The following is a 20,999-nucleotide window of genomic DNA, read 5'->3' on the forward strand; positions in this document are numbered from 1 at the left end:
CTTCGGTGGTGGTACTCTTGGAATTCGGTTCTAGGATGGCGTCGCCAAAAGTCGCGGGCTGCGGCGCTCTTCGGATGTTCTCGTCATTGCGGCGGAGCTCGGTACGACTCATTCCTCGATATCCTCGCGCCGTGCATTTGGCGATTTTTGCCGAGCCATCCACTCGGAGGGCTTTTTACGGGGCCATCTTCTATAATCCTCTATGCCGCAAGCGTCCCGCTTGGTGATGCCCGCGGCGCCATCATCGAAAAGGCCTCCCCCGGTGCGGGGGAGGCCGAGGGAGGCGGGACTCCTGGCCGGCCCGCCAAAGGTCGACGCCATCTTCAGAAGGCGTACTGGATGGAGAGGACGTAGGCCCTCCCGAAGGCCGCCCGCTTCTGGAGCGGCGCGGTCTTCCGGTAGGTCCGGTCGCCCGTGTCCGCGTAGGAGGCCACCAGCGTGAGATTCGGGTTCGGCATGTAGGCCGCGTGGGCCTCCCAGATGGAGTGGGTCGTGTACCGGGTGGCATCCCCCTCGATGACCCTGCCCACGTCGGCGTCCTGCTGGTACTCCCAGCCCACGATGAACCCGCCGGGGAGCACGGTCTCGACGTTGCCGAAGAAGACCGTGTCCCGGTCGTCGCCGAAGCCCAGCACGCCCCGGACGTAACCCTTGGTCCAGAGGAGGCCGGCGTTCAGGATCACCGGGACGGGAAGGGCGCCGAACATCTTGGTGGCCACGACGTAGCCGTCGACGTCGGTGACGTCGCGGGCCGGCGCCGCGCTGAACTCGGTATGCTTCCAGATGGCGCCGGCGGAGACGGCGGGCAGGAGACCGATCCCGAACCCGCCCTCCTGCACGAGGTTGACCTTCAGGGAGAGGTTGTCCTTGTCCACGTTCTCGATGCCCTCGATATCCACGAACTCGTGGCTGTAGCCCAGCTCCAGGCGGTTGAAGAAGGCGATGTTCGCCCCCACGGACCACCAGTCGATGTCCGACTCGGTGAGCCCAGCGGTCCAGACCCCGACCTGGGGCCGGGAGACCGCCCGGCTCCCGAGCAGCCCGCCCGCCTCCCCCTTGACGGGGTTGGCGACGTAGGCGAAGGGATTCAGGGCGCACCCGCCCACGCCCTCGAAGTTGGTGAGCGGGGCGCCGGCCAGGGCCGCCCCCTCCAGGCACCAGCAGAGCCCCAGGAACAGGGACAGGGACACGATCTTTCTCATGGGCTTCCTCCTCTCCGATGGGTTGATGGCCTCGTAAAAAGTCCTCTGATGTGGACGGCTCAGCAAGAATCTCCAAATGCACGGCGCAAGGATGTTGTGGAATGAGGCGTAGTTGAGCTACGCCGAAATGACGGGAACATCCGGAGCAACACAGCAGCCCGCGACTTTTGGCGACGCCATCATGGGTTGTCGATGGGCCTCCCCCGGGCAGGCGGGGCGGCCGCAGGCGCCTCAGCGCTCGTAGAAACCGAAACCGTTGACCGCCATGGGGACCGCGGTGTCGGAGGCGACCTCGAGCACCGATCCGTCATAGAGCCGCACCCGCCGGTAGCCCAAGAGGTCGCGCAGCACGAAGTAGCCGAGGGCGGCCCTGAGGCCGTGGTCGCTGTAGACCACGATCTCCGCGGAGCGATCCTCCGGGAGGCCGATCCCCCGGGCGATGGCCTGGAGTTCCTCCCTGGGCCGGAAGACGGATGGGCTGAAGGCCTGGCCGCCGAGGGTGAGATAGGCGGCCGGCATGGGGATGGCGCCCCTCAGGTGCCCGTAGCGGGCGACGTGGGCCTTCTTCTCGTGGCCGATGTAGGCGTCCATGTCCCGGAGGTCCACGAAGACCGCCGTGCCGGAACGCAGCCGCGCCTTGACCTCGTCCAGGCCGATGCGCCGGTCGGCCGCGACGGCGGGGACGAAGTCTCCCGGCTCCGGCACGGCGGGGCGCTTCGTGACCGGGAGTCCGGCCTGGCGCCAGGCCTCGAAACCGCCGTCCAGGAGGGCGGCCTTCCCGTGGCCCAGGGTCTCCAGTGTCCACAGGACCCGGGCGCTCCGCGCCGTATCCTCCGCGGTGACGCCCTGGTCGTAGATCACCACGAAGGCGTCGTTTCGCACCCCATAGGAGCGCAACCTCGCCGCCAGTTCCCCCACCGGCGGCATCATGAAGCCCCGGAACCGTTCATCCATGGTCTGCCAGGGGCCGAAGGCCTGCACCGCCCCCGGAATGTGGCCCTGCCCGTACCGGGAGAAGGTCCGCACGTCCAGGACGACCACCCCGCGGTCCTCCCGGTGCTTGGCGAGCCACTGAGCCGTGACCAGCGGATCGTGGGCCGGGGCGGGCCCGGCGCACGAAAGGAACACGGCGGCGCAGGCGGCCGCGATCAGGGCATGGATCGTCGTCTTCATCTCCGTCGCCTCCTGTCGTCATCCGGGCCGGCGGCCCGGCCGGAAGGCCGCCCCCACGAGAAGCGTTCCAGGGGAAGGTCCCCGCGCCGCCGGCAGTACTCCAGCATGGACCCGTCATAGACCCGCACGTTCTCGTAGCCGAGGACGTCGTGGAGCACGAGGTAGTCGATGCCCGCGAACTGGGCGGTGTTGCAGTAGACGATGATCCCGGCCCCCTTGTCCGCGGGGAGCCCCACGCCGCGGGCCAAGGCCTCGAGGACGGCCTCGTCCTTCAGGGTGGCTGGCGCCCGGTTGCGCCCGGCATTCGTGAGATAGGCCGCCGGCAGGCTCACCGACGAGGGGATGTGCCCGTAGCAGGCGACGTCGGCGCGCTTCGTGTGGCCGAAGTGCTGGTCCGGGTTCCGGGCGTCCACGAGGAAGGTGCGCGGATCGGCGATGGCGCGCCGCACGTCGTCGAGGCCGGCGATCGCGCGCGGGTCGCGCCGGGCGACGAAGTCCCCCCTGCGCGGCGCCGGCTCGTCCTTGACCACCTTCCGGCCCTCGAAGGTCCACTTCGTGAAGCCCCCGTTCAGCATGGAGACCCGTTCGAGCCCGTTGGCCTTGAGGATCCAGTAGACGGCCCCGGCCTTGGAGGCGTCGCTCACCGTGTTCCCGTGGGCATAGACCACCACGTGGGAGTCGCGGTTCACCCCGGCCTCCTGGAGGAGGTCGGTGAGTTCGCCCTCGGGCACCATGAGGAGCTCGCCCTCGTCCCCCGGTGGCTCCATCTCCCCGTAGGGCACGCTCACCGCCCCCGGGATGTGGGCGAAGGCGTAGTTGGCCTCGGTCCGTACGTCCATCACCACGAGGCCCTTTCGGCCGAGGTGCCCGGCGAGCCAGGCCGTGTCCACGAGGGGCGGGGCCCCGCCCGCGGCCGCCCCGGGGGCCAGGCCCATGGCCAGGCACACCAGCCAGCCGATCACGCCGCTTCCGAATCCGGTCCTTTTCTTCATGTCCACTGCGCCGCCTCCTTCACCCGGTCCACCCGTTCGCCCGGTCCGCGCCGCCATCATCTTCTGCCCTCGATCCGCGCCGGGACCGGGTCCACGACGATCCGGCGGTTGGCCGCAGGGTCCCCGGGACGGAGATCGTCCCCGGTCAGGAAGAGTTCCCGCTTCCCGTGGCAGGCGTTGCACGACCGGTTCTGCGGGGTCCGCCTCTGGATGCTGTGCACCGCCGCGGAGTTCCATGTGGGGAGGGCGTCGTAGTTGGCGACGAGATCCTCCGGTCCGGGTTTGCCGGTGAGGGTGGCCTGGAACCACCGCAGCGAGGCGAGGGAATCCTTCCGCATGGGAGTGTGCCGGACGAGGTTGTACCGGTACGGGTTGGCCGGGCTCCGATCGATGTTCCTGCCGATCTTGAAGGTGAAGAGCGGCTCGGACGGGAAGATGACCTCGACCTTGCCCTCCTCCTTGACGTCCAGGGACACGTGGCAGTCCTGGCAGTTGAAGTACCGGTTCGCGTGGCAGACCTGGCAGGCCAGCTCGTTTTCCCCGTGGGCGTTGTGCATGGCCACCTTGGATCTCCCGGGCCGGGCGTCCGGGTGGCAGTCCTCGCACCGGGGGGTCTCGGTGGCGTAATAACGCTTGGCGTCCCCGGGCCGCGTGTGGTGGAGCTGGGAGCCCCGGTGGCAGTCGTCGCACTCCATCTGGCCCTTCTCGTAGTGGACGTCCGCGGTGGTCCCCAGGAAGCCCACGTATTCGCCGGCGAACCTGGAGCCGTGGCAGCCGAAGCAGGTCTTTTCCATGGGGGGGCGCCTCTGGAAGCGATGCCGGTCGATGAGGCCGCCCTTGGACACCTTGGGCCAGGCCACGTGGCAGCTGCCGCAGCTGGCGTGACAGTTGGCGCAATCGAGGCTCCAGGCGGCCGGGAGGAGGGTCTCCTGCATCTCGTGGGGCCTCGTGATGGTGCCCACGATGTCGAGGATGCCCTTCAGGGTGTAGTGCATGGAGTCCTTGAAGGTGGCGGCGATCTCCTCGTGGCACTCGGCGCACACCCCGCCGCCGCCCGCCTCCGACGGGTCCTTCACCAGGCCCTCGTGGGCCGCCTCCTTGTCGCTCGCATTGGTCCCCTTGTGGCAGTAGCGGCAGCCGAGCTCCCCGTGGGGGGTCTCGAGAAAGTCCCTGGCCACCCCGTAGGTGTCCCTGCCCCTCAACTGGGGGGCGGATACGCCTCAGCCGGCCACCCCGGCGGCCGCGGCCGCCGCCTTGGCCCCGAACTCGTCCATGCGCTCCAGGTCGGCGTGACAGGCGATGCAGGCCCCGGAGTCGGCATCGCCGGCCTGGACCGCCCGGACTGGGGCCGGAAGCCCGGCGCCAAAGAGCATCACCGCCAAGGTCACGAGTGATTTCATCATGTTGCGTTCCATGGGCACGTCACCTCCTCTTGGCCGTCGGGCCGTTAATACCACGTTGTGGTACTCAACTGGGATTTTCATAAATGAACGCGGTTTTTATGTCAAGAATTTTTATTTATCTGGATTTACCGTTGTTTTATGAAAATATTTATACTTTTTTATCTTTTTATTGTTTTTTTATCGCTGGATGCCGTGCCGCCCTCGCAAAAAGGCTCCGGGGGGATGGCCGGGCAGAGATCCCGGATGCCGGCGCGAGGACGTCGGGGAACGGGGCGGGCCGCGGGCCGCCGAACGGGCGAGGTCACCCGGATCATCCCGGGTTTCGGTGCATTCTCGCAGCGCCACCATGCGCCGGGACGGGAAGAGGGCTTCCGCGCCTCCCCGATTCTGGTATCCTGGATCCCCGGACCGGCGACGGCCCGATCGAGGCCCGGAGACAATGGACGGCACTCACTTCATGAGGGCCCGGCGGCTCCTCGGAAAGACCCAGAAGCAGATGGCGGAGCTCCTCGGGATCTCCCTGAAGGCGGTCTGCAGCTACGAGCAGGGCTGGCGGCGGGTCCCTCCCCACGTGGAGCGGCAGGTCTACTTCCTCATCGCCTCCAGGCGGGGCCTCGCGGAGGGCATGACTCCCTGCTGGGAGGCCAAGGACTGCCCCGACGAACGGCGGCGCTGCTGCCCCGCCTGGGAGTTCAACGCGGGGCGGCTCTGCTGGTTCATCAGCGGAACGGTCTGCGAATGTAACGCCCACCGAAACTGGGACGAAAAGATGCGCATCTGCAAGGAGTGCCACGTCCTGGGGCAGATCCTGGACATGTTCGCGGAGCCCTGAGGCCGAAAGGGAGGGGCCGCCGAGGCGCCGGACCGACGCGGGGAGACGGGCGCCGCCCCGGCGAGGGAGGGGAGGCCGCCGTCAGAAGGTGGCCGGGTCCTCGGGCGGAAGCGCCGCCTCGTCGAAGGGCAGGACCCCGAGCCGATCCAGTTCCCCCTCCACCGCGGCCAGCCACCCCTCTGGGTCGATACCCGGGGGGAGCCGTCCCTCCAGGGCCTGCTCGGTAAGGCGGGCCAGCCCCTCGAAGTCGAACCCCGGCGAGACGGCGCCGCGGGCGGCGAGGTGGCGGAAGAGGGCCGCGTCGTCCTCGAGGTCCAGCCCGGCGGAGGCCCCGTGCACCCGGGCATGCCACTGCATGGCGTGGATCAGGGTGTCGTAGAGGGTGGACACCCCGGCCGCGAGCTTGCCCTGCCGGATCCGGCGCCGCGCCCCGCGAAGGTGCAGGCGCGAGCGCTGGAGGAGGGCGGCCGCGGGGTCCATGTGCCGTTCGTCGAGGAGCCCGAAGTGCGGCATGGCCCTACCCGGTTTCCCCGCTGCAGCCGCAGGCGGCGCAGCGGCAGGTGGCGGCGCCCCGGGCCTTCCCGAAGGCCTCCCGCCCCTCCCGGAGGGCGAAGGCGGCGATGAGAAGCGCCCCGGCGGCGTCGAGCCCGCCCACCCCGGTCCATTCGGTGCCGAGGCTCGCCCCCAGGAGGACGAAGGAGAGGTAGAGACAAGTCCGGGTACAGGCGGCGTCGGCCAGGATGGCGTCGGAGTCCAGGGCCCGCCCCACCCGGACCTTGGCCCGGATGAGGGCCCACATGGTGACGATGGAGACCAAGGCCACCACCACGCCCCAGAAGGTGGTCACCGGGGCGTGCCCCGAGGCGAGGCTGGCCGCAGCCCCGGCCGCGAGGCCGGCCGCCAGGAGGTAGAAGGCCGTCCCGGTGATGCGGAGGGCACGGCGTTCGAAGGGGTCGGGGGAGCGGTCCGGGTTCCGGCGGATGCGCCGCGCCATGTGCCAGACCCCCACGCCGGAGATCACCTCCACGAAGGAATCCACCCCGAAGCCGAAGAGGGAGAGGGTCTCGTCCTCCAGGCCGAAGAAGACGGACACCGCCCCCTCGGCCAGGTTGTAGACCGCGGTGAAGGCGGCCAGCCAGGCCGCCCGGGCGTAGAGGGCATCGCGCGCGCCGGGGGTCACGACCCGTCACCCGCGCGCGGGGAGCGACACCCCGATGCCGCGCATGACGGCCTCGAAGCCGGGACGATCCCGGTAGAGGTGGGCGTGCCATCCGCGGGAGCGGGCCCGGCCCACGTTCCCCGCGTCGTCGTCCACGAAGAGGAGCCGGTGGGGCGCACGGCCCAGTTCCGCCGCCACGTCGTCGAAGAGCGATGCATCCCGCTTCCCCTTTCCCATCCGGTAGCTGTTGAAGACCCGGTCGAACTCCCGGCCGAAACCGGCGGCCGCATCCAGGCGTTCGAGCCAGTCCGTCTGGTCGCTCAGGAGGACCGCCGCCAGGCCGCGGCGGCGCACCGCCCGGACCCAGTCGAGCATCCAGGGACGCAGCACGAACCGGGAGAGGATCTCTCCGGAGAGGTCCGAATCCCGGCCGGGGATGCCCCACCGCCCGCGGAGCGCCGCCCAGAAGTCCGCCTCGGCTCCCCGGCCGGTCACGTAGCCCGTCTCGTAGACCGCGTCCGCCGCCGACCGGGCGAAGGCCTCCGGGTCCAGGCCGAACCGGCGGGCAATGGCCCGGAGCCCCTCCCGAAATCCCTCCTCGGCCAGGACGCCGCCGAAGTCGAAGAGGACCGCCCGGACGCCGGCATGCCCGCAGGCGTCGGAACAGGCGGCGGGCGGGATCGGCGGTCCGTTCATGCGGGGATTATAACCGCGGGGGCCCGCCGGGGGCCACCCCGCCCCGTGGTCCTTGTCTTTCCCCCGGGGTCCGCGTATCCTTGGGGAGAGGCCGGGCCCGGCCCGGCCGGCGCCGCCCCGAGACACTGGAGGACCGCTTCCCATGGGCGCACACGTCAGCGACATCCTGCTCCTGGTCATCGCCCTGTCCGTGGCCGTGCTCGCCGCGGCGGTGGCCGTCCTGGCCCTCCGACTCCGCGACACCCTGAAACGGGTTGACGAGCTCACCTCCAGCACCCAGATTCTGGTCGAGGAGACCGGCCGCCGGCTGAACGACCTGGTGGACTCCGTGGAACGGCTCTCCCGCCTGGTAGAGGAACAGATGGAACGCAACGTCGCCCCCCTCCTCGAGGGCCTCGCCGAGCTGGCCGGGCAGGTCAACCGCAGCATCGCCCAGACGCGGGGCTTCTTCGACGCCTTCCAGGAGGTGGGCGACACCGTTCGACTGGTGAGCCGGATCACGCGGGGGGGGCTCTCCCACTTCGCCGTCCAGGTCGCCAGCATGGCCATGGGGGCCAAGCGCTCCCTGGAGGTCGTCTCCGAAAAGTTGACCGGTAAAGGAGGGAAAGAGACATGAGCTGCAACGAGGGACACTACACCGCGGGATCCGTCACCCTGGCCTTCCTGCTCGGGGGGGCCGTCGGCGCCGCCCTGACCGCGCTGCTCAGCCCGCGGTCGGGCCCCGAGAACATCGACGCCATCCGGACCCAGGCCGACACGCTCCGGCGCGAGGCCCAACGCATGGCCGAAGAGGTCCGCGAGCGCACCGAGGAGATCGTCGGCAAGGGCCGGGACCTCGTGGAGACGAAGAAGGCCATCCTCGAGTCGGCCCTCGAGGCCGGACGCGAGGCCATGGAGCGCGAGAAGGAACGCCTGCTCGGCAAGCTGCGCAAGGAAGGGACCCTGGAGGAAGAGGCCTAGCCGGCCGCCCCCGGGGTGGCCGCCCGCCCGGCCCCGCCCCGGAAGGACGGCGCCCGCCGGGGCGCTTCGCCGCTTCGGCGGGCGGATGCGCGGCCTGGCCCGCGTGTGGCTATTCCCCCGGCCCCTTGGCCCAGCCGAGCTTTTCCCGGAGGATGGTGAAATAGTCGCGCAGGGGGGACCGAACGAGCCCCAGCGGGCGCGACGCCTTGGTGACCCGCAGCCGGTCGCCCGGCGCGAAGGTGCGGCGTACCTGGCCGTCCACCACCAGGCTCACCCCCTCCTCGGGCCGGGCGAGCCCCACCGTCACCTCGAGGCCGCCCGGCACCAGGATGGGCCGGGCGCTCAGGGCGAAGGGGCAGATCGGGGTGAGGACGAGCGCCTCGATCTCCGGGTGGACCAGGGGCCCCCCGGCGGAGAGGTTGTAGGCCGTGGACCCGGTTGGGGTCGCGAGGATGAGCCCGTCGCCCCGGTAGGTGGTGAGGAAGTCGCCGCCGGCCCAGGTATCCAGGGTGATCATCCGCTCCACGGGGCCCTTGGCCACCACCGCCTCGTTGAGCGCCCGGAACCGGGCCGCCTCGCCGCCGCCGCTCTCCACCCGGGCGACGAGCACCATCCGGTCCTCCACCTCGCACTCCCCGCGGACCAGGGCCTCGAGGGCGGCGGCCATCTCCTCCAGCGGGATCTCCGTGAGGAACCCGAGCCCGCCCATGTTGACCCCCAGGATGGGCACGCCGAGCTCGTGGGCCCGGGCGGCCACGTGGAGGAGCGTTCCGTCGCCGCCGAAGACCACCACCGCCTCGCACCCGGGCGCCACCCGCCCCTCGGTGACCTGGACCCCCATCTTCCGGAGAAGGGCCGCGGCCGCCTCGGCGGCCCGGGCCGGCGCCTCCTCGGCGCCGCGCTTGCGGATGAGGCTGACGTGGCGCATCAGGCTCGCCCTCCCGGAAGGCCGCCGGAGAAGACGACGGCCGAGTAAGCGCCGCCGAGGACACGGCACACGGATGCCGCGGAACCGGGCGGAGCTGGATACGCCGCCATGACGAGGGCGTCCGGAGTGCCGCCGCAGCCCACGACTTTTGGCGACGTCATCAAGAGAGATGGCCGCTTAAAACGGCCAATCGGAAAAAATCGCCACCTGCACAGCGCGAGGATGGATAGGCGAGAATCGCCGAGGACAAGGCGCGACCATCGCGAGGAACGAGGCCTTCCCGGAGACTCCGGGGAGGCCGAGGGGTTTGAAGCACCGCCGCCGAGCGCCCCGCTTGGCGATTGTCGCCACGCCATCGGCGCCATCGTCAGGGGCCGACCCGGACCAGGACGTAGGCGTCGGGGTCGAGCAGCCGCCGGGCCACGGCCTGCACCGCGGCGGCGTCCACCCGCCGGATCTCCTGGACGTAGCGTTCCCCGAAGTTGTAGCCCAGCCCGTAGAGCTCGTTGAGCGCCAGGTCCATGGCCTGGGCCCCGTTGGTCTGGAGACCGATCTCGTAGTTGCCGGTGATCCACTCCTTGGCGCGGTCCAGCTCCTGCCGGGAGACCGGCGCGCGGGCCACCTCCAGGAGCTCGGCCCAGAGGGCCTTCACGGCCGCGTCCCGCTTTCCGGGCGCCGTGGCGATGTAGCAGGCGAAGGAGCCGTAGTCCACGCCGAGGCCCACGAAGGAGGTCACGGCGTAGGCGAAGGACTGCTCGTCGCGCAGGTGGCGGAAGAGGCGCCCTCCCTGGCCGGAGAGCACGGCGCTCAGGACCTCGAGGGGGAATCGATCCGGGCTCCGGAAGGTGGCGCCCGGAAAGCCGAGCACGATGTGGACCTGCTCCTTGTCGCGCTTCAGGGTCACGGTCCGGGGCTTGGTGAGGGGCTCCGGCGCCGGGAGCTCGGGGGGCGGCTTCTCCGCCCCGCCGCCCCACCCCCCGAAGAGGGCCTCCACCTCGGAGAGCACCTCGGCGGTACGGACGTCACCCACGATGGAGAGCACGCCCCGGGACGGAACGGCGAATTCCCGGTAGGCCTTTCGCAGCCGTGCGGCGGTCACGGCCCGGACCACGGCCGGGCGCCCGACGGGGTCGAGCCCGTAGGGATGGGGGCTGAAGAGGAGGCGGCGGAACTCGCGGATGGCCACACTGGGGAGGTAGTCCTCCTGGCGGCTGATCTGGGAGAGGATCTGGGGCCGGAGCCGCTCCACCTCCTCCGGCGAGAAGGCCGGGGCGAGCACCGCCTCGGCGAAGAGGGAAAGGCCCTTGTCCAGCCCGCTCGCCAGGAAGTCGGCCTGGAGCCCGAAGGTGTTCCACCCGGAGAACCCGCTGACGGACCCGCCGAGCCGTTCCACCGCCTCGGCGAAGCCGCGGGCGCTGCGCCCCTCGGTCCCCCGCGTCCAGCACCGGGCGAGATAGGTGAAGAGCCCGTTGGTGCGCTTCGTCTCGTAGCGGGTCCCGCCGGGGAAGACCAGCCGAACGGAGACGGAGGGCACCTCGTGGGCCTCCCGCACCAGCACGGTGAGCCCGTTGGGGAGGACGCGGCGTACCACCGGGTGGGCCAGGCCCTCCTTCGGGGCCGGCCCCTCGGCCCGCACCCGGTCCTCGGCGTCGGCGGCCAGCGCCCCGAGATCCGCGGCGGAGAGGGCGGGGACGTCGGCCCCCTTGGGAAGCACCATGGCCACGTTGAGGTGCCGGCGGCGGAAGTACTTCTCGGCCAGGCGGCGGATGTCGTCCGGGCCCACCCGGTCCACGGCCTCGAGGTAGCGGCGCTCGGCCGCCGGGTCGCCGGCCAGGGTCTCGAAGAGCCCGAGGTTGCGGGCCTCGCCCTGCATGGTCTCGTGGTCCTTGACGAAGTCGGTTCGGACCCGGACCTTGGCCCGCTCCACCTCTTCGTCGAGGACCTTCTCGGACTTCAGCCGGAAGAGCTCTTCGAGGAGGCGGGAGAGGGCCTCCGGGACCTTCTCGGGATCCAGGGCCGCTGTGACCTCGAAGAGCCCGGGGCCGGCGGGGGTGAAGGCGGAGGCGTCCACGGCGTGGACCAGCTGGTCCCGGTCCCGGAGGCGCACGTTGAGGCGTGAACTCTCCCCGTCGGCCAGCAACGCCGCCAGTACGTCGAGGGCCGGGACGTCCGCCGCGTTGAAGCCGGGGATACCGGAAAACCCGAGGGCCAGGTAGCCCTCCTGGATGTCCATCTCCTCGCGGGCCAGGCGCGGCTCGGCCTGGGGCAGCTCGTCCGGGATGGACGCCTCGGCCGGGGGGGCGGCGGGCGCCCGCCCGAAGGCGGCGTCGATCCGGGCCAGGGTCCGGGCGGCGTCCACGTCGCCGGCCACCACCACGGCCATCTGGGAAGGCCGGTAGCGCCGGGCCCGGTAGGCCAGGATGTCCGCCCGGGTGAACCGCCGGACCGTCTTCGGGAAGCCGATGACCGGCCGTCGGTAGGGGTGCACCCGGTAGGCGGTGGCCAGGAGCAGCCGGGAGAGCCGGGTGCGCGGCTGGTCCTCGCGCATGTGGATCTCCTCGAGCACGACCTTCTTCTCCCGCTCCAGCTCCGCCGGGTCGAACTTGGCGTGGAAGACGGCGTCGGCCAGGACATCCAGGGCGGCGTCGAGGTGTTCCCGGGGCACCACGCAGTGGTAGACCGTATAGTCGAGGGAGGTGTAGGCGTTGATACTGCCGCCCACGGACTCGATCAGGCGGGCCAGTTCCCCGGGGCCGCGCCGCTCGGTCCCCTTGAAGATCATGTGCTCGATGAGGTGGGTGATCCCGGCCTCGGCGTCGGACTCGTAGGCGCTGCCGGCCTTGACCCACACCTGGACCGCCGCCACGGGGGCCCGGCGGCTCTCCTGGACCACGGCGGTCAGGCCGTTGGCGAGACGCACCTTCTCGACCCCCGGCATGACCTCAAGACCCCAGGCGGCGGGGGCCGCGGCCAGCAGCCCCGCTGCCAGCACCACCCCCGCCGATACGCGACACCAGCATGGAAGGTTCATGTCCACCCCCTGAACGACGCATGGATTGATGGCCCCGTAAAAAGGCCTCTGGATGGATGGCCAAGCAAGATGCAAAGCGCGAGGATATCGAGGAACAAAGAGCACTTAGGCACGCCGCAATGACGAGGACATCCGAAACAATGCCACAGTTGGTGACTTTTTGCGACGCCATCAAGAAATCGCCGCCTCCCGTGAACAGAGTCCCGGCATCGGCACGGACGGCGAAGCGAGAACCGCCACGGACGAGACGCGGCCACCGCGAGGAACGAGGCGCACCGAACTCCGCCGCAACGACGCGAGCATCCGGGGCATCACGGCCGCCCAGGCGTTTTGCGACGCCATCACGAATTTATCTGGAATTTCCAATAGTCATATATGGAGAACCGAATGAATGCCCATTCATGCCGGGCTTGACACGCCCTATATATTTTGGTAGAGACGAACCGTTTCCTTCGGGGAAAGCCGCCGAAACACCGGTGTTTCCCGGTCACCGGGTCCTTCAAGGGTAACCTTCTTGCAGGGGGGATGCAATGAGTACCATTTCAGACAAGGTCAAGGAAGTTTACGAGGGCTTCTTCAAGAAGACGTGGTCCCCCATGACCGGCGGCATCCTGCTGGCGGTCCTGGCCATCTACATGTTCGCCTGGCACCGCCCGTGGGGCATCGTGGGCGGCCTCCGGAACTGGGGCGACTGGGTCCTCTACTCCCTGGGCCTCCTCGACCTCGACGAGGCGCCGGCCCATCCTCTCTTCTACTCGTCGTCGGTCATGGACCTCGGGCTGCTCGCCGGGGCGTGGATCTCCGCCGTCATCGCCAAGGAGTTCGCCATCCGGATCCCGCCGATGTTGGAGATCTGGAAGGGCCTCGTGGCGGGTATCCTCATGGGCATCGGCTCGGCCCTGGCCTTCGGCTGTAACGTGGGCGGGTTCTACAGCGCCCTCCAGAACCTCGCCGCCAACGGCCTCACCATGATGGTGGGCCTCATCATCGGGGTCATCATCGGGCTCAAGTACCTCTACTGGGAGATGGAGCACCTCACCCCCGGCCCGGCCGGCCCCACCTGGCTCGACAAGAAGATCCCCGCCGTGGTCGGTTTCATCGCCTTGGCCGCCCTCATCTGGGCCGCCTACGCCTACGGCGGCTCCGACATGGAAGACGCCGACCTCATGCCCGGCTACCTCCTCATCGGCGCCGGCATCGGCTACGTCTTCCACCGCAGCCGCCTCTGCATGGTGAACGGCTTCCGCGAGCCCTTCATGACCGGCGAGGCCGCCATGGGCAAGGCCGTGGCCGTCAGCGTCATCATCGGCACCCTGGGCATCGCCATCATGAAGTACATGGACCTCCGGCCCGAGGGCATGTACGTGGTGCCCGCCTTCTGGTGGGGCTCCCTGGTGGGCGGCATCGTCTTCGGCGCCGCCATGGTGGTGGCCGGCGGCTGCGGCAGCGGCTCCCTCTGGCGGGTGGCCGAGGGCCAGGTGAAGCTCTGGGTGGTGGTGATCGCCTTCGCCCTCAGCAACTCCGCGGTCCGCTACTGGTTCGACCAAAACGACTGGCTCTACACCAACGACGAGTACACCGTCGGCATGCTGGGCAAGGCCATCTACCTGCCGGACTACCTGGGCTACGGCGGCTCCATCCTGCTGGTCATCGCCGCCATGCTGGTCTGGTATATCGTGATCGACTGGAACGAGGACAGCAACAAGCTGGTCATCGAAATGTAGGACGAGCGGAGGCAACCGGGCACATCCCCTGCCCAGAATTCGACACACAAGATCGAAAGAGGAGGAGACATGAGCGACTACAAGAAAGCACCCGACGGTCTCACGGTGGCGCGGACCCTCGACGCCAAGGGGCTCAGCTGCCCCATGCCGCTCCTTCGGACCAAGAAGGAGATCGAGAAGATCAACTCCGGGGAGATCCTCGAGGTCCTCGGCACCGACCCGGGCTCCCGCAACGACATCCCCGGCTGGTGCGAGCGGGCCGGGCACGAGTACCTCGGGGAGAAGGAAGACAGCGGCTTCATCCGCTTCTACGTGAAGAAGAAGTAGTCACCATCCGCCGGCGGCCGAAACGCGGCCGGCACAACCAACGGGAGGACACATCGGATGTCTGCCGATCCGAACAAGCTGGGAATCTTCGTCACCTCCCCGCAGCACATGGACCATCTCATCGGGATCGCCCATGCCGCCGTGCGGGCGGGGAAGAAGGTCATGGTCTTCCTGACCTTCAAGTCCGTCCACCTCACCAAGCACAAGGACTTCATCAAGCTGGCCAACCTCTGCGACGTCGGGGACCTCGCCATCTGCGCCGACAGCTACACCTGCGAGGGCTACGACCCGGAGGCCGACATCCCCAAGGGCCTGGTCCCCTCCCAGATGCGGACCCAGGCCTACCACGGGGCCGTTCTCGAGGAGTGCGGCAAGTACCTGGTGCTCTAGAGGAGGAGCTATCATCATGGCATCCAAGAAGATCTACATACTCCTGCCGAACCGCATGTACGCCGGCGACGGGGTCCGCTCCGCCCTCGGCCAGGCGGTGGAGAATCACTACGCCTACCCCGTCTTCATGCACGGCGAGTACCCTCGCTTCAGCGAGTACGTCACCGAGAACATCGATTGGATCAAGGACATGGAGGGAGACGTCCTGAACGTGGGCGGCGAGCCCCCCGAGGGCGTCGAGCTCACGAGCCTCACCCTCGAGGAACTCGGCGAGCGGCTTCGCGAGGCGGACGTCATCATCCCCTACGGTCTCAAGAAGCAGACCAAGGCCCCGCCCCCGGCCTGCGCGGACTAAGGAGGACCGTCCCATGAGCGAAGAAAAACCCATGAAGATCCTGCACGTCTACCGTTCCGAGCCCTCCGACGACGTGAAGACCCTGGTGAACATCCTGAACCGGGACCGGGAGGCCAAGGAATTCAAGCTCTACCTGGGAAAGCCCAACTACGACATGCTGGTCCAGATGATCTTCGACGCCGATCAGACCGTCAGTTGGTGGTAACCCCCTGCCACCTCGCTCACCGGGGCCCGGCCTTCCACGTGAAGGCCGGGCCCTTTCTCTTCCCCGGAGGGTTTGACACCTCCGCCGCGATCGGGTAACAGGGACGTGACGGGCCGTTCCGGCCCGCCGCCACAGGGAAAGGAACCGTCCCGTGCACCCCGTCCTCCAGGCCATCCGCGAACGGCGAAGCGTCCGGCACTTCCGGCCCGATCCCGTGGACCCCGAGACGGTGCGCCAGATCCTCGAGGCCGGCGCCTGGGCCCCCTCCGGGCTGAACAACCAGCCGTGGCGCTTCGCGGTGGTGCGGGACGGGGCCACGCGGGAGGCCCTGGCGGCACTCACCCGCTACGCCCGGGTGATCCGGGAGGCGCCGGTCCTCTTGCCCGTCTTCGTGGACCGGTCGGTCATGTACCACGAGGTGAAGGACCACCAGGCCGTGGGCGCCTGCCTCCAGAACATGTTGCTGGCGGCCCATGCCCTGGGCCTGGGGGCGGTCTGGCTGGGCGAGATCCTGAAGAACGCCGACCGGGTCCGGGAGATCCTGGGCCTGGAGCCGAACCTCGAACTCATGGCCGTGGTGGCCGTGGGACACCCGGCCCGGCGGGACCAGGCCTCCACCCGGCGGCCCCTGTCCGAGCTGGTGGTGAAGGAGATCTGATGACGGCGCCGCGGGAATCACCAAGCGGGGCGCTTGGTGGTTCCGGCCGAACCGTCCACTTCTGGAAGGAGTCCCTGTCATGACGAAGATGCGTGAACCGGCTGCTTCCCCCCGCCTCCTCCCCTTTCTGGCCGCGGCGATCCTGGCCCTCTCCGGCTGCGCCCGGCTCACCGGCGGCGACGCGGCCGCTCCCGGCGACACCGGCGAGCCGGGCGCCCGGCCGCTCCCGGCGGCCCCCCAGGTGACCTACGAGTTCCCCGACCTCCCCTTCCCGGTGGAGCTCGAACGCGTCCCCGGCGACAGCATGATGAGCCGGACCCCGGACTTCCAGGGCGGCCTCCTGGTACTCCAGGGGCGGGTGACCCCGAAGTCCCTGGTGGAGTTCTTCGCCAAGACCCTTCCGGAGCACGGCTGGAAGCAGGTGGGCTCCCTCTACCACAGCCGGAGCCTCCTCGCCTTCACGAAACCCGGTGACGCCTTCTGCTTCATCCAGATCTCCGAGCCGCGGCTGAGCCTCCAGACCCGGGTGGAGATCTGGGTGAACGAGCCGCGGTCGCAATAGGCCGCCCCCCGCGTCCATGACCGGCCCCGGCGATACCGACCGCTGCCCCGCCTGGCGCCCCCTGGAGGGCCGGACCGTGGTCTTCGGCCTCACGGGGGGCATCGCCGCCTCGAAGGCCGTGGAATACGCCCGGGGGCTGCGCGGCCTCGGGGCCCGCGTCGTTCCCGTCCTGACCCCCGCCGCGGTGCACTTCGTGACCCCCCTGGCGGTCGCGGCCCTCACCGGCGAGCGGGCCCGGACCGACCTCCTCGATTCCCGAGACGCCGCCGAGGTACCCCACATCCGGCTCGCCCGGGAGGCGGACATCGTGGTGGTGGCGCCGGCCACGGCGGACTTCATGGCCAAGGCCGCCGCGGGCCTGGCGGACGATCTCCTCGGTGCCGTCCTCCTCTCCACCCGGGCCCCGGTGCTCTTCTGCCCCTCCATGAACCCGGCCATGTTCGACCACCCGGCCACCCGGGCCAACATCCGCCGCCTCGAGTCCTTCGGCCACCAGGTCCTCGAGCCCGGCGAGGGCGGCACCGCCTGCGGCGAAGAAGGCCGCGGCCGCCTGGCCGCCTGGCCCGCCTTCGAGGACGCGGTCCTCGCCTGCCTGGCCCCCAAGGACCTGGCCGGCCTCGCCGTGCTGGTCACCGCCGGCCCCACCCGCGAGCCCCTGGACCCGGTGCGTTACCTCTCCAACCGCTCCTCCGGTCGGATGGGCTTCGCCATGGCCCGATCGGCCCGGCGCCGGGGCGCCGACGTGACCCTGGTGGCCGGCCCCACCACGGAACCGCCGCCCCCCGGCATCCCTTGCCACCGGGTGGAGACCGCCGCCGAGATGGCGGAGCGGGTCTTCTCCCTCGCCCCGGCGGCGGACGTCATCGTCATGGCCGCGGCGGTGAGCGACTTCGCCCCTTCGGCGCCGTCGGACCGGAAGATCAAGAAGTCGGACACCGAGCACCTGGAGCTCCGGCTGGAGCGCACCACCGACATCCTCGCGGACCTCTCCCGCCGCCGGCGCCCCGGCCAGACCCTCGTGGGCTTCTGCGCCGAGACCCACGACCTCGAGGCGGAGGCCAGGGAAAAGCTCCGGCGCAAGGGCCTCGACCTCCTGGTGGGCAACGACGTCACGGACCCCGAAAGCGGCTTCGACGTCCCCACCAACCGGGTCGTCCTGGTGGACCCGGAGGAACGGGTGGAACATCTCCCCCTCATGCCGAAGACCGCCGTGGCCGAGGCGGTCTGGGACCGGATCGCCGCCCTGCGCCGGGTCTGACCGGCTTGACAGCCCGCCCGCCCCTCACTACCTTTCAACTGCACCGGAGGGGCCCATGGCCGAGCGCTTCTTCACACGAGCCGCCCTGCGGACGCTGGACGAGGCGGCCCGGGTCGCCGAGGACCTCACCAGCGACCACTTCCGGCTCACCAGCCGGGACTGGCGGCACATGCCGTACGAGATACGGACCCTCCGGGAGCTGGCCGCGTGGGAACACCCGGGGCGTGCCTTCGCCCACCTCGTCCGCTACGACCGGCCCCTCGAGGCCAAGGGATCGGGCGGGGACGCCCGGCACTTCTACCGGATATGCCTGCACGACGGCAACATACTGGCAGCCGCCGGCGGCGGACACAAGGCCCGCCTCCTGCCCTTCCTGGTCTACGTCCTGACCCACGAACTGGTCCACGTGGCCCGGTTCGGGAAGTTCGCCCACGGGTTCCTCTCGAATCGCCACCTCGAGGAAGAACGCCGGGTGGACAGGCTGACGCGGGAGATCCTGGCTCCCTGCCCCATCCCCGGGATGGGAGGAGTCCTCGGCCGTTTCTGCCCCGAGGAGGCCGGAGCCACCCGCCGGGAAGGTGACCCTCGAGGGCGCCAGATCCTTCCGATGCAAGGAGGTCGCAGTCCATGCCCATCTACGAGTACGAATGCCGGAAATGCCACAAGGTGACGGAGCACTGGCAGCGGATCTCGGATCCCCCGCTGGAGACCTGCGAGGCCTGCGGCGGGACCCTCACCAAGCTGATCTCCCACTCCTCCTTCCACCTCAAGGGAAGCGGGTGGTACGTCACCGACTACGCCGGAAAGAAGAGCGGCTCGAGCGCCCAGGCGGAAGGCGGCTCCAAGTCCGAGGCCAAGTCGGCGACCAAGTCCGGCGCCTCATCGTCGGACGACGCCTGAGCCCGGCATCGGGCCGAAGCAACGGAGGGGGGGCGGCCCGCCCCCTCTTTTTGATGGCCTTAAAAAGCCCTTTGAGTAGATGGCTCGGCAGAAATCGCCAAATGCAAGGCGCGCGGATGGAGAGGCGGGAATCGTCGAGGGCAAGGTGCGACCATCGCGGGGAACGAGGCGTCACCGGGGACTGCGAGGGGCCGAGGGGCTTGAAGCACCACCGTCATTGGTGATTCTCGCGACGCCATCCTTCTTGGACGTTGCGCCCAGTCCACCGGGCCCTCCCACGGAGCCGACGTGAGCCACGATCCGCCAACGGAAGCCACCGGACCCGGCGCCTCTCCGGGCGGCGGGATATCGGACCTCAGCGCCAGCCGGCGCCGATACGAGATCGTCCGCCGCCTCGAATCCCTGCCCCCCTTCCCGGTGGTGGCCCAGCAGCTGCTCGCGGTCCTGGCCGACGACCCCAACAGCGTCAGCCGGCTGGAGCAGATCATCCGGCACGACCCCACCCTCGCCTCCCAGATCTTGAAGGTGGCCAACTCCGCGGCCTACGCCCCCACGGTCCCCATCGACACGGTGCACCGGGCCATCGTCTACCTCGGCTTCTTCGAGATCCGGAACATCGCCCTGGGGCTCGCGGTCTTCAGCGTCTTCAAGCCCGGCCGCGCCGTCCGGGGCTTCGACGTCCGCCGTTTCTGGCACCACTCCATCGCGGCGGCCATGGTGTCGCGGATCCTGGCCACCGAGACGGGGGAGGCCGACCCGGAGGTCTTCTTCACCGCCGGGCTCCTCCACGACATCGGCCGCCTGGCCATGAACGCCGCCTTCCGGGAGGAATTCCGGGAGATCCTCGACGAGGCGCGGGACCGGGAATCGTCCCTCCTGGCGGCGGAGAAGCGGGCCGGCCTCTCCCATGCCGTGATCGGCGCCTGGCTCGCCAGGAACTGGGGGCTCCCGGAGGTCTTCGTCCGGACCATCGCCGGGCACCACCTGCCCCCGGACCACCCGAAGTCCTCCCGCCAGGCCGCCCTCATCCAGATCGCGGACCAGGTCTGCCACGCGGCGGGCTTCGGCCTCTTCAAGCCGCCTCCGTGCCGTCTCGCGCCGCTGGCCGCCCACGTCGGCCTGGAGATGGAGGCCCTGGAACACATCCAGGAGGAGATCGAGGCCCTGGAAGAGATCTCCGAGACGGTGACGGACCTCATCGGGTTCCTGCAATGAGGGTGCCGCCGGGGGCGCCCCCGGCGCCTAGCTCCCCGTCCACCCCCGCAGCCGGCGCAGCAGGAGGAAGGCCTTCCGGAGACGGATGAACGCCTCGTGGGCGCCGCCGGTGTCGGGATGCGCGGCCCGGGCCTTTTGCCGGAAGAGCCGGGAAAACTCCCGGGCGGTCATGGCCTCGAAGCGTTCCCGGTCGAGTCCGAAGACCGCGAGCGCCGCCCCGGCCTCGTCCCGCGCCGGGGCCCCGCCCGCCGGGGCCCCGCCCCGGGGCGTGGCGTAGGCCACGTCGAACCAGAGGACGAGGTACTTCAAGAGGAAGGGCGGCAGGCGCCCGGCCGGGGTCGAGTCGGCCGGGTCCCTGAGGGCAGGCTCCTCCGCCAGCCGACAGATCGCCTCCAGGACGTAGCGGTCCATGAGGGCCGGATCCTGGGCGCCGGGGACGAACCGGGTGGGGCGGGGGGCGAACCGGGCCGGGAGATCCATCACCGCGTAGAGGTAGTCCTTGAGCTCCCAGGGCCGCAGCTCGGCCTCCATCCGGTCGAGCCGCTGCTCGATCTCGTCGCGGGACTTCTCCAGGAGGAAGTTGTAGAAGGCCATGGGCCGCCGGAGGAGCGCCTCCATGTCGATCCGGCCGAACTTGAGGAAGCAGAGGCGGCGCCGGTCGAAGGGATGGATGCGGGCCTGGGCAGCGGCGAGCTCCGCCTCGGAGGGCCGGGGCGCCCGCCCCCCCGACCGCCGCCGGCCGGTGAAGTGGGCCACCGCGCGGCGCACCACAGGGTCGATGAAGACCTCGAAGACCTCCTCGAGTTCCTCGTCGCGGGGATGGACGCCAAGGGCCGCCAGCGCCTCGGTGACCCCGGGATCCACGTAGAATCCGTAGGCGCCCGTGTAGACGATGAACCGGCCGGGGTCCTCCCCGAGGTCGAAGAGATCCCGGCTCACCCACCGCCCGTCGGGGGCCCGGACGGACTCGCGGATGTAGTAGTGGAACGTCCCTCCCGGCCGCCGCTCGCGCGCAAGATACATGGGGGT

25 protein-coding genes are annotated in these 20,999 nt (G+C 69.9%); 14 read left to right on the forward strand and 11 right to left on the reverse strand.

The genetic code is table 11. The features are described from left to right. Nucleotides 1-323 precede the first annotated feature (323 nt). The 5 genes from HCU62_RS06550 to HCU62_RS06570 form a co-directional block, all read right to left on the reverse strand. Complete coding sequence (locus tag HCU62_RS06550) at nucleotides 324-1,202, reverse strand: DUF3034 family protein (protein WP_163297552.1); 879 nt, start codon at nucleotides 1,200-1,202, stop codon at nucleotides 324-326. A 231-nt stretch (nucleotides 1,203-1,433) separates the two neighbouring features. After that, nucleotides 1,434-2,375: a sulfurtransferase gene (locus tag HCU62_RS06555; RefSeq protein WP_163297551.1), complete on the reverse strand. Its 942-nt coding sequence runs from the start codon at nucleotides 2,373-2,375 to the stop codon at nucleotides 1,434-1,436. Beyond that, nucleotides 2,372-3,367, reverse strand: coding sequence for a sulfurtransferase (locus tag HCU62_RS06560; protein WP_163297550.1), 996 nt, complete (start codon nucleotides 3,365-3,367; stop codon nucleotides 2,372-2,374). The genes HCU62_RS06555 and HCU62_RS06560 overlap by 4 nt, the downstream gene beginning before the upstream one ends. Before the next feature lie 56 nt (nucleotides 3,368-3,423). Then, complete coding sequence (locus HCU62_RS06565; protein ID WP_163297549.1) at nucleotides 3,424-4,569, reverse strand: cytochrome c3 family protein; 1,146 nt, start codon at nucleotides 4,567-4,569, stop codon at nucleotides 3,424-3,426. 18 nt (nucleotides 4,570-4,587) lie between these two features. Continuing rightward, complete coding sequence (locus HCU62_RS06570; RefSeq protein WP_163297548.1) at nucleotides 4,588-4,782, reverse strand: hypothetical protein; 195 nt, start codon at nucleotides 4,780-4,782, stop codon at nucleotides 4,588-4,590. A 445-nt stretch (nucleotides 4,783-5,227) separates the two neighbouring features. Here HCU62_RS06570 and HCU62_RS06575 point away from each other — a divergent pair, with 445 nt between their 5' ends. Further along, nucleotides 5,228-5,602 (forward strand): helix-turn-helix domain-containing protein, encoded by a 375-nt coding sequence (locus HCU62_RS06575; RefSeq protein WP_246325331.1) that lies wholly within the window; start codon nucleotides 5,228-5,230, stop codon nucleotides 5,600-5,602. Between the two features lie 81 nt (nucleotides 5,603-5,683). Here HCU62_RS06575 and HCU62_RS06580 read toward each other — a convergent pair whose 3' ends face one another. From HCU62_RS06580 to HCU62_RS06590, 3 genes are read right to left on the reverse strand one after another with little or no spacing between them, the layout of a single operon-like run. Continuing rightward, a complete protein-coding gene (locus tag HCU62_RS06580; RefSeq protein ID WP_163297546.1) occupies nucleotides 5,684-6,115 on the reverse strand; it encodes a hypothetical protein in 432 nt (143 codons plus the stop codon). A 4-nt stretch (nucleotides 6,116-6,119) separates the two neighbouring features. Continuing rightward, nucleotides 6,120-6,782: a cation efflux transmembrane domain-containing protein gene (locus HCU62_RS06585; RefSeq protein WP_163297545.1), complete on the reverse strand. Its 663-nt coding sequence runs from the start codon at nucleotides 6,780-6,782 to the stop codon at nucleotides 6,120-6,122. 6 nt (nucleotides 6,783-6,788) lie between these two features. Beyond that, nucleotides 6,789-7,457: an HAD family hydrolase gene (locus HCU62_RS06590; protein WP_163297544.1), complete on the reverse strand. Its 669-nt coding sequence runs from the start codon at nucleotides 7,455-7,457 to the stop codon at nucleotides 6,789-6,791. Nucleotides 7,458-7,599: 142 nt separating this feature from the next. Between HCU62_RS06590 and HCU62_RS06595 the strand changes: the two genes are divergently transcribed. Then, nucleotides 7,600-8,073, forward strand: coding sequence for a hypothetical protein (locus HCU62_RS06595; protein ID WP_163297543.1), 474 nt, complete (start codon nucleotides 7,600-7,602; stop codon nucleotides 8,071-8,073). After that, complete coding sequence (locus HCU62_RS06600; RefSeq protein WP_163297542.1) at nucleotides 8,070-8,417, forward strand: YtxH domain-containing protein; 348 nt, start codon at nucleotides 8,070-8,072, stop codon at nucleotides 8,415-8,417. Before HCU62_RS06595 ends, HCU62_RS06600 begins: the two co-directional genes overlap by 4 nt. 109 nt (nucleotides 8,418-8,526) lie before the next feature. On the opposite strand, the gene HCU62_RS06605 is transcribed toward HCU62_RS06600, so the two are convergent. Continuing rightward, nucleotides 8,527-9,345: an NAD(+)/NADH kinase gene (locus HCU62_RS06605; RefSeq protein WP_163297541.1), complete on the reverse strand. Its 819-nt coding sequence runs from the start codon at nucleotides 9,343-9,345 to the stop codon at nucleotides 8,527-8,529. Between the two features lie 367 nt (nucleotides 9,346-9,712). Further along, nucleotides 9,713-12,376, reverse strand: coding sequence for a M16 family metallopeptidase (locus HCU62_RS06610; RefSeq protein WP_163297540.1), 2,664 nt, complete (start codon nucleotides 12,374-12,376; stop codon nucleotides 9,713-9,715). Nucleotides 12,377-12,906: 530 nt separating this feature from the next. Here HCU62_RS06610 and HCU62_RS06615 point away from each other — a divergent pair. The 11 genes from HCU62_RS06615 to HCU62_RS06665 all read left to right on the forward strand — a co-directional run bounded on the left by HCU62_RS06615 (nucleotide 12,907) and on the right by HCU62_RS06665 (nucleotide 19,970). Then, complete coding sequence (locus HCU62_RS06615) at nucleotides 12,907-14,100, forward strand: YeeE/YedE thiosulfate transporter family protein (protein WP_163297539.1); 1,194 nt, start codon at nucleotides 12,907-12,909, stop codon at nucleotides 14,098-14,100. A 69-nt stretch (nucleotides 14,101-14,169) separates the two neighbouring features. Continuing rightward, complete coding sequence (locus HCU62_RS06620; protein WP_163297538.1) at nucleotides 14,170-14,427, forward strand: sulfurtransferase TusA family protein; 258 nt, start codon at nucleotides 14,170-14,172, stop codon at nucleotides 14,425-14,427. Between the two features lie 57 nt (nucleotides 14,428-14,484). Further along, complete coding sequence (locus tag HCU62_RS06625) at nucleotides 14,485-14,817, forward strand: hypothetical protein (protein WP_163297537.1); 333 nt, start codon at nucleotides 14,485-14,487, stop codon at nucleotides 14,815-14,817. A gap of 16 nt (nucleotides 14,818-14,833) precedes the next feature. Next, entirely contained in the window at nucleotides 14,834-15,172 is a 339-nt protein-coding gene (locus HCU62_RS06630; RefSeq protein WP_163297536.1) for a hypothetical protein, read from the forward strand. A gap of 13 nt (nucleotides 15,173-15,185) precedes the next feature. Beyond that, the gene (locus tag HCU62_RS06635; RefSeq protein WP_163297525.1) at nucleotides 15,186-15,377 is read left to right on the forward strand and encodes a hypothetical protein; all 192 of its coding nucleotides are present in this window, start codon (nucleotides 15,186-15,188) and stop codon (nucleotides 15,375-15,377) included. A 151-nt stretch (nucleotides 15,378-15,528) separates the two neighbouring features. Continuing rightward, complete coding sequence (locus HCU62_RS06640) at nucleotides 15,529-16,035, forward strand: nitroreductase family protein (protein WP_163297535.1); 507 nt, start codon at nucleotides 15,529-15,531, stop codon at nucleotides 16,033-16,035. Nucleotides 16,036-16,114: 79 nt separating this feature from the next. Continuing rightward, on the forward strand, nucleotides 16,115-16,597 hold the full coding sequence (locus tag HCU62_RS06645; RefSeq protein ID WP_163297534.1) for a hypothetical protein: 483 nt from the start codon (nucleotides 16,115-16,117) through the stop codon (nucleotides 16,595-16,597). A 16-nt stretch (nucleotides 16,598-16,613) separates the two neighbouring features. Continuing rightward, on the forward strand, nucleotides 16,614-17,855 hold the full coding sequence (gene coaBC, locus HCU62_RS06650; protein ID WP_163297533.1) for a bifunctional phosphopantothenoylcysteine decarboxylase/phosphopantothenate--cysteine ligase CoaBC: 1,242 nt from the start codon (nucleotides 16,614-16,616) through the stop codon (nucleotides 17,853-17,855). A 55-nt stretch (nucleotides 17,856-17,910) separates the two neighbouring features. Beyond that, nucleotides 17,911-18,525 (forward strand): hypothetical protein, encoded by a 615-nt coding sequence (locus HCU62_RS06655; RefSeq protein ID WP_163297532.1) that lies wholly within the window; start codon nucleotides 17,911-17,913, stop codon nucleotides 18,523-18,525. Further along, nucleotides 18,483-18,755: an FmdB family zinc ribbon protein gene (locus HCU62_RS06660; protein WP_163297531.1), complete on the forward strand. Its 273-nt coding sequence runs from the start codon at nucleotides 18,483-18,485 to the stop codon at nucleotides 18,753-18,755. The genes HCU62_RS06655 and HCU62_RS06660 overlap by 43 nt, the downstream gene beginning before the upstream one ends. Nucleotides 18,756-19,043: 288 nt before the next feature. Then, on the forward strand, nucleotides 19,044-19,970 hold the full coding sequence (locus HCU62_RS06665; protein WP_163297530.1) for an HDOD domain-containing protein: 927 nt from the start codon (nucleotides 19,044-19,046) through the stop codon (nucleotides 19,968-19,970). A 27-nt stretch (nucleotides 19,971-19,997) separates the two neighbouring features. Here the strand turns inward: HCU62_RS06665 and HCU62_RS06670 are convergent, their stop codons facing one another. After that, on the reverse strand, nucleotides 19,998-20,993 hold the full coding sequence (locus tag HCU62_RS06670; RefSeq protein WP_163297529.1) for a hypothetical protein: 996 nt from the start codon (nucleotides 20,991-20,993) through the stop codon (nucleotides 19,998-20,000). Nucleotides 20,994-20,999 lie beyond the last annotated feature (6 nt).

Origin of the sequence: Dissulfurirhabdus thermomarina (genome assembly GCF_012979235.1) — a bacterium.
GTDB lineage: Bacteria > Desulfobacterota > Dissulfuribacteria > Dissulfuribacterales > Dissulfurirhabdaceae > Dissulfurirhabdus > Dissulfurirhabdus thermomarina.

What these genes read in the sequence shown, in the direction of transcription:
- HCU62_RS06550 (WP_163297552.1), bottom strand. Translation starts at nt 1,202, where the DNA reads ATGAGAAAGATCGTGTCCCTGTCCCTGTTCCTGGGGCTCTGCTGGTGC.
- HCU62_RS06555 (WP_163297551.1), bottom strand. Translation starts at nt 2,375, where the DNA reads ATGAAGACGACGATCCATGCCCTGATCGCGGCCGCCTGCGCCGCCGTG.
- HCU62_RS06560 (WP_163297550.1), bottom strand. Translation starts at nt 3,367, where the DNA reads ATGAAGAAAAGGACCGGATTCGGAAGCGGCGTGATCGGCTGGCTGGTG.
- HCU62_RS06570 (WP_163297548.1), bottom strand. Translation starts at nt 4,782, where the DNA reads ATGGAACGCAACATGATGAAATCACTCGTGACCTTGGCGGTGATGCTC.
- HCU62_RS06575 (WP_246325331.1), top strand. Translation starts at nt 5,228, where the DNA reads ATGAGGGCCCGGCGGCTCCTCGGAAAGACCCAGAAGCAGATGGCGGAG.
- HCU62_RS06580 (WP_163297546.1), bottom strand. Translation starts at nt 6,115, where the DNA reads ATGCCGCACTTCGGGCTCCTCGACGAACGGCACATGGACCCCGCGGCC.
- HCU62_RS06590 (WP_163297544.1), bottom strand. Translation starts at nt 7,457, where the DNA reads ATGAACGGACCGCCGATCCCGCCCGCCGCCTGTTCCGACGCCTGCGGG.
- HCU62_RS06595 (WP_163297543.1), top strand. Translation starts at nt 7,600, where the DNA reads ATGGGCGCACACGTCAGCGACATCCTGCTCCTGGTCATCGCCCTGTCC.
- HCU62_RS06600 (WP_163297542.1), top strand. Translation starts at nt 8,070, where the DNA reads ATGAGCTGCAACGAGGGACACTACACCGCGGGATCCGTCACCCTGGCC.
- HCU62_RS06605 (WP_163297541.1), bottom strand. Translation starts at nt 9,345, where the DNA reads ATGCGCCACGTCAGCCTCATCCGCAAGCGCGGCGCCGAGGAGGCGCCG.
- HCU62_RS06610 (WP_163297540.1), bottom strand. Translation starts at nt 12,376, where the DNA reads ATGAACCTTCCATGCTGGTGTCGCGTATCGGCGGGGGTGGTGCTGGCA.
- HCU62_RS06615 (WP_163297539.1), top strand. Translation starts at nt 12,907, where the DNA reads ATGAGTACCATTTCAGACAAGGTCAAGGAAGTTTACGAGGGCTTCTTC.
- HCU62_RS06620 (WP_163297538.1), top strand. Translation starts at nt 14,170, where the DNA reads ATGAGCGACTACAAGAAAGCACCCGACGGTCTCACGGTGGCGCGGACC.
- HCU62_RS06625 (WP_163297537.1), top strand. Translation starts at nt 14,485, where the DNA reads ATGTCTGCCGATCCGAACAAGCTGGGAATCTTCGTCACCTCCCCGCAG.
- HCU62_RS06630 (WP_163297536.1), top strand. Translation starts at nt 14,834, where the DNA reads ATGGCATCCAAGAAGATCTACATACTCCTGCCGAACCGCATGTACGCC.
- HCU62_RS06635 (WP_163297525.1), top strand. Translation starts at nt 15,186, where the DNA reads ATGAGCGAAGAAAAACCCATGAAGATCCTGCACGTCTACCGTTCCGAG.
- HCU62_RS06645 (WP_163297534.1), top strand. Translation starts at nt 16,115, where the DNA reads ATGACGAAGATGCGTGAACCGGCTGCTTCCCCCCGCCTCCTCCCCTTT.
- coaBC (WP_163297533.1), top strand. Translation starts at nt 16,614, where the DNA reads ATGACCGGCCCCGGCGATACCGACCGCTGCCCCGCCTGGCGCCCCCTG.
- HCU62_RS06655 (WP_163297532.1), top strand. Translation starts at nt 17,911, where the DNA reads ATGGCCGAGCGCTTCTTCACACGAGCCGCCCTGCGGACGCTGGACGAG.
- HCU62_RS06660 (WP_163297531.1), top strand. Translation starts at nt 18,483, where the DNA reads ATGCCCATCTACGAGTACGAATGCCGGAAATGCCACAAGGTGACGGAG.
- HCU62_RS06670 (WP_163297529.1), bottom strand. Translation starts at nt 20,993, where the DNA reads ATGTATCTTGCGCGCGAGCGGCGGCCGGGAGGGACGTTCCACTACTAC.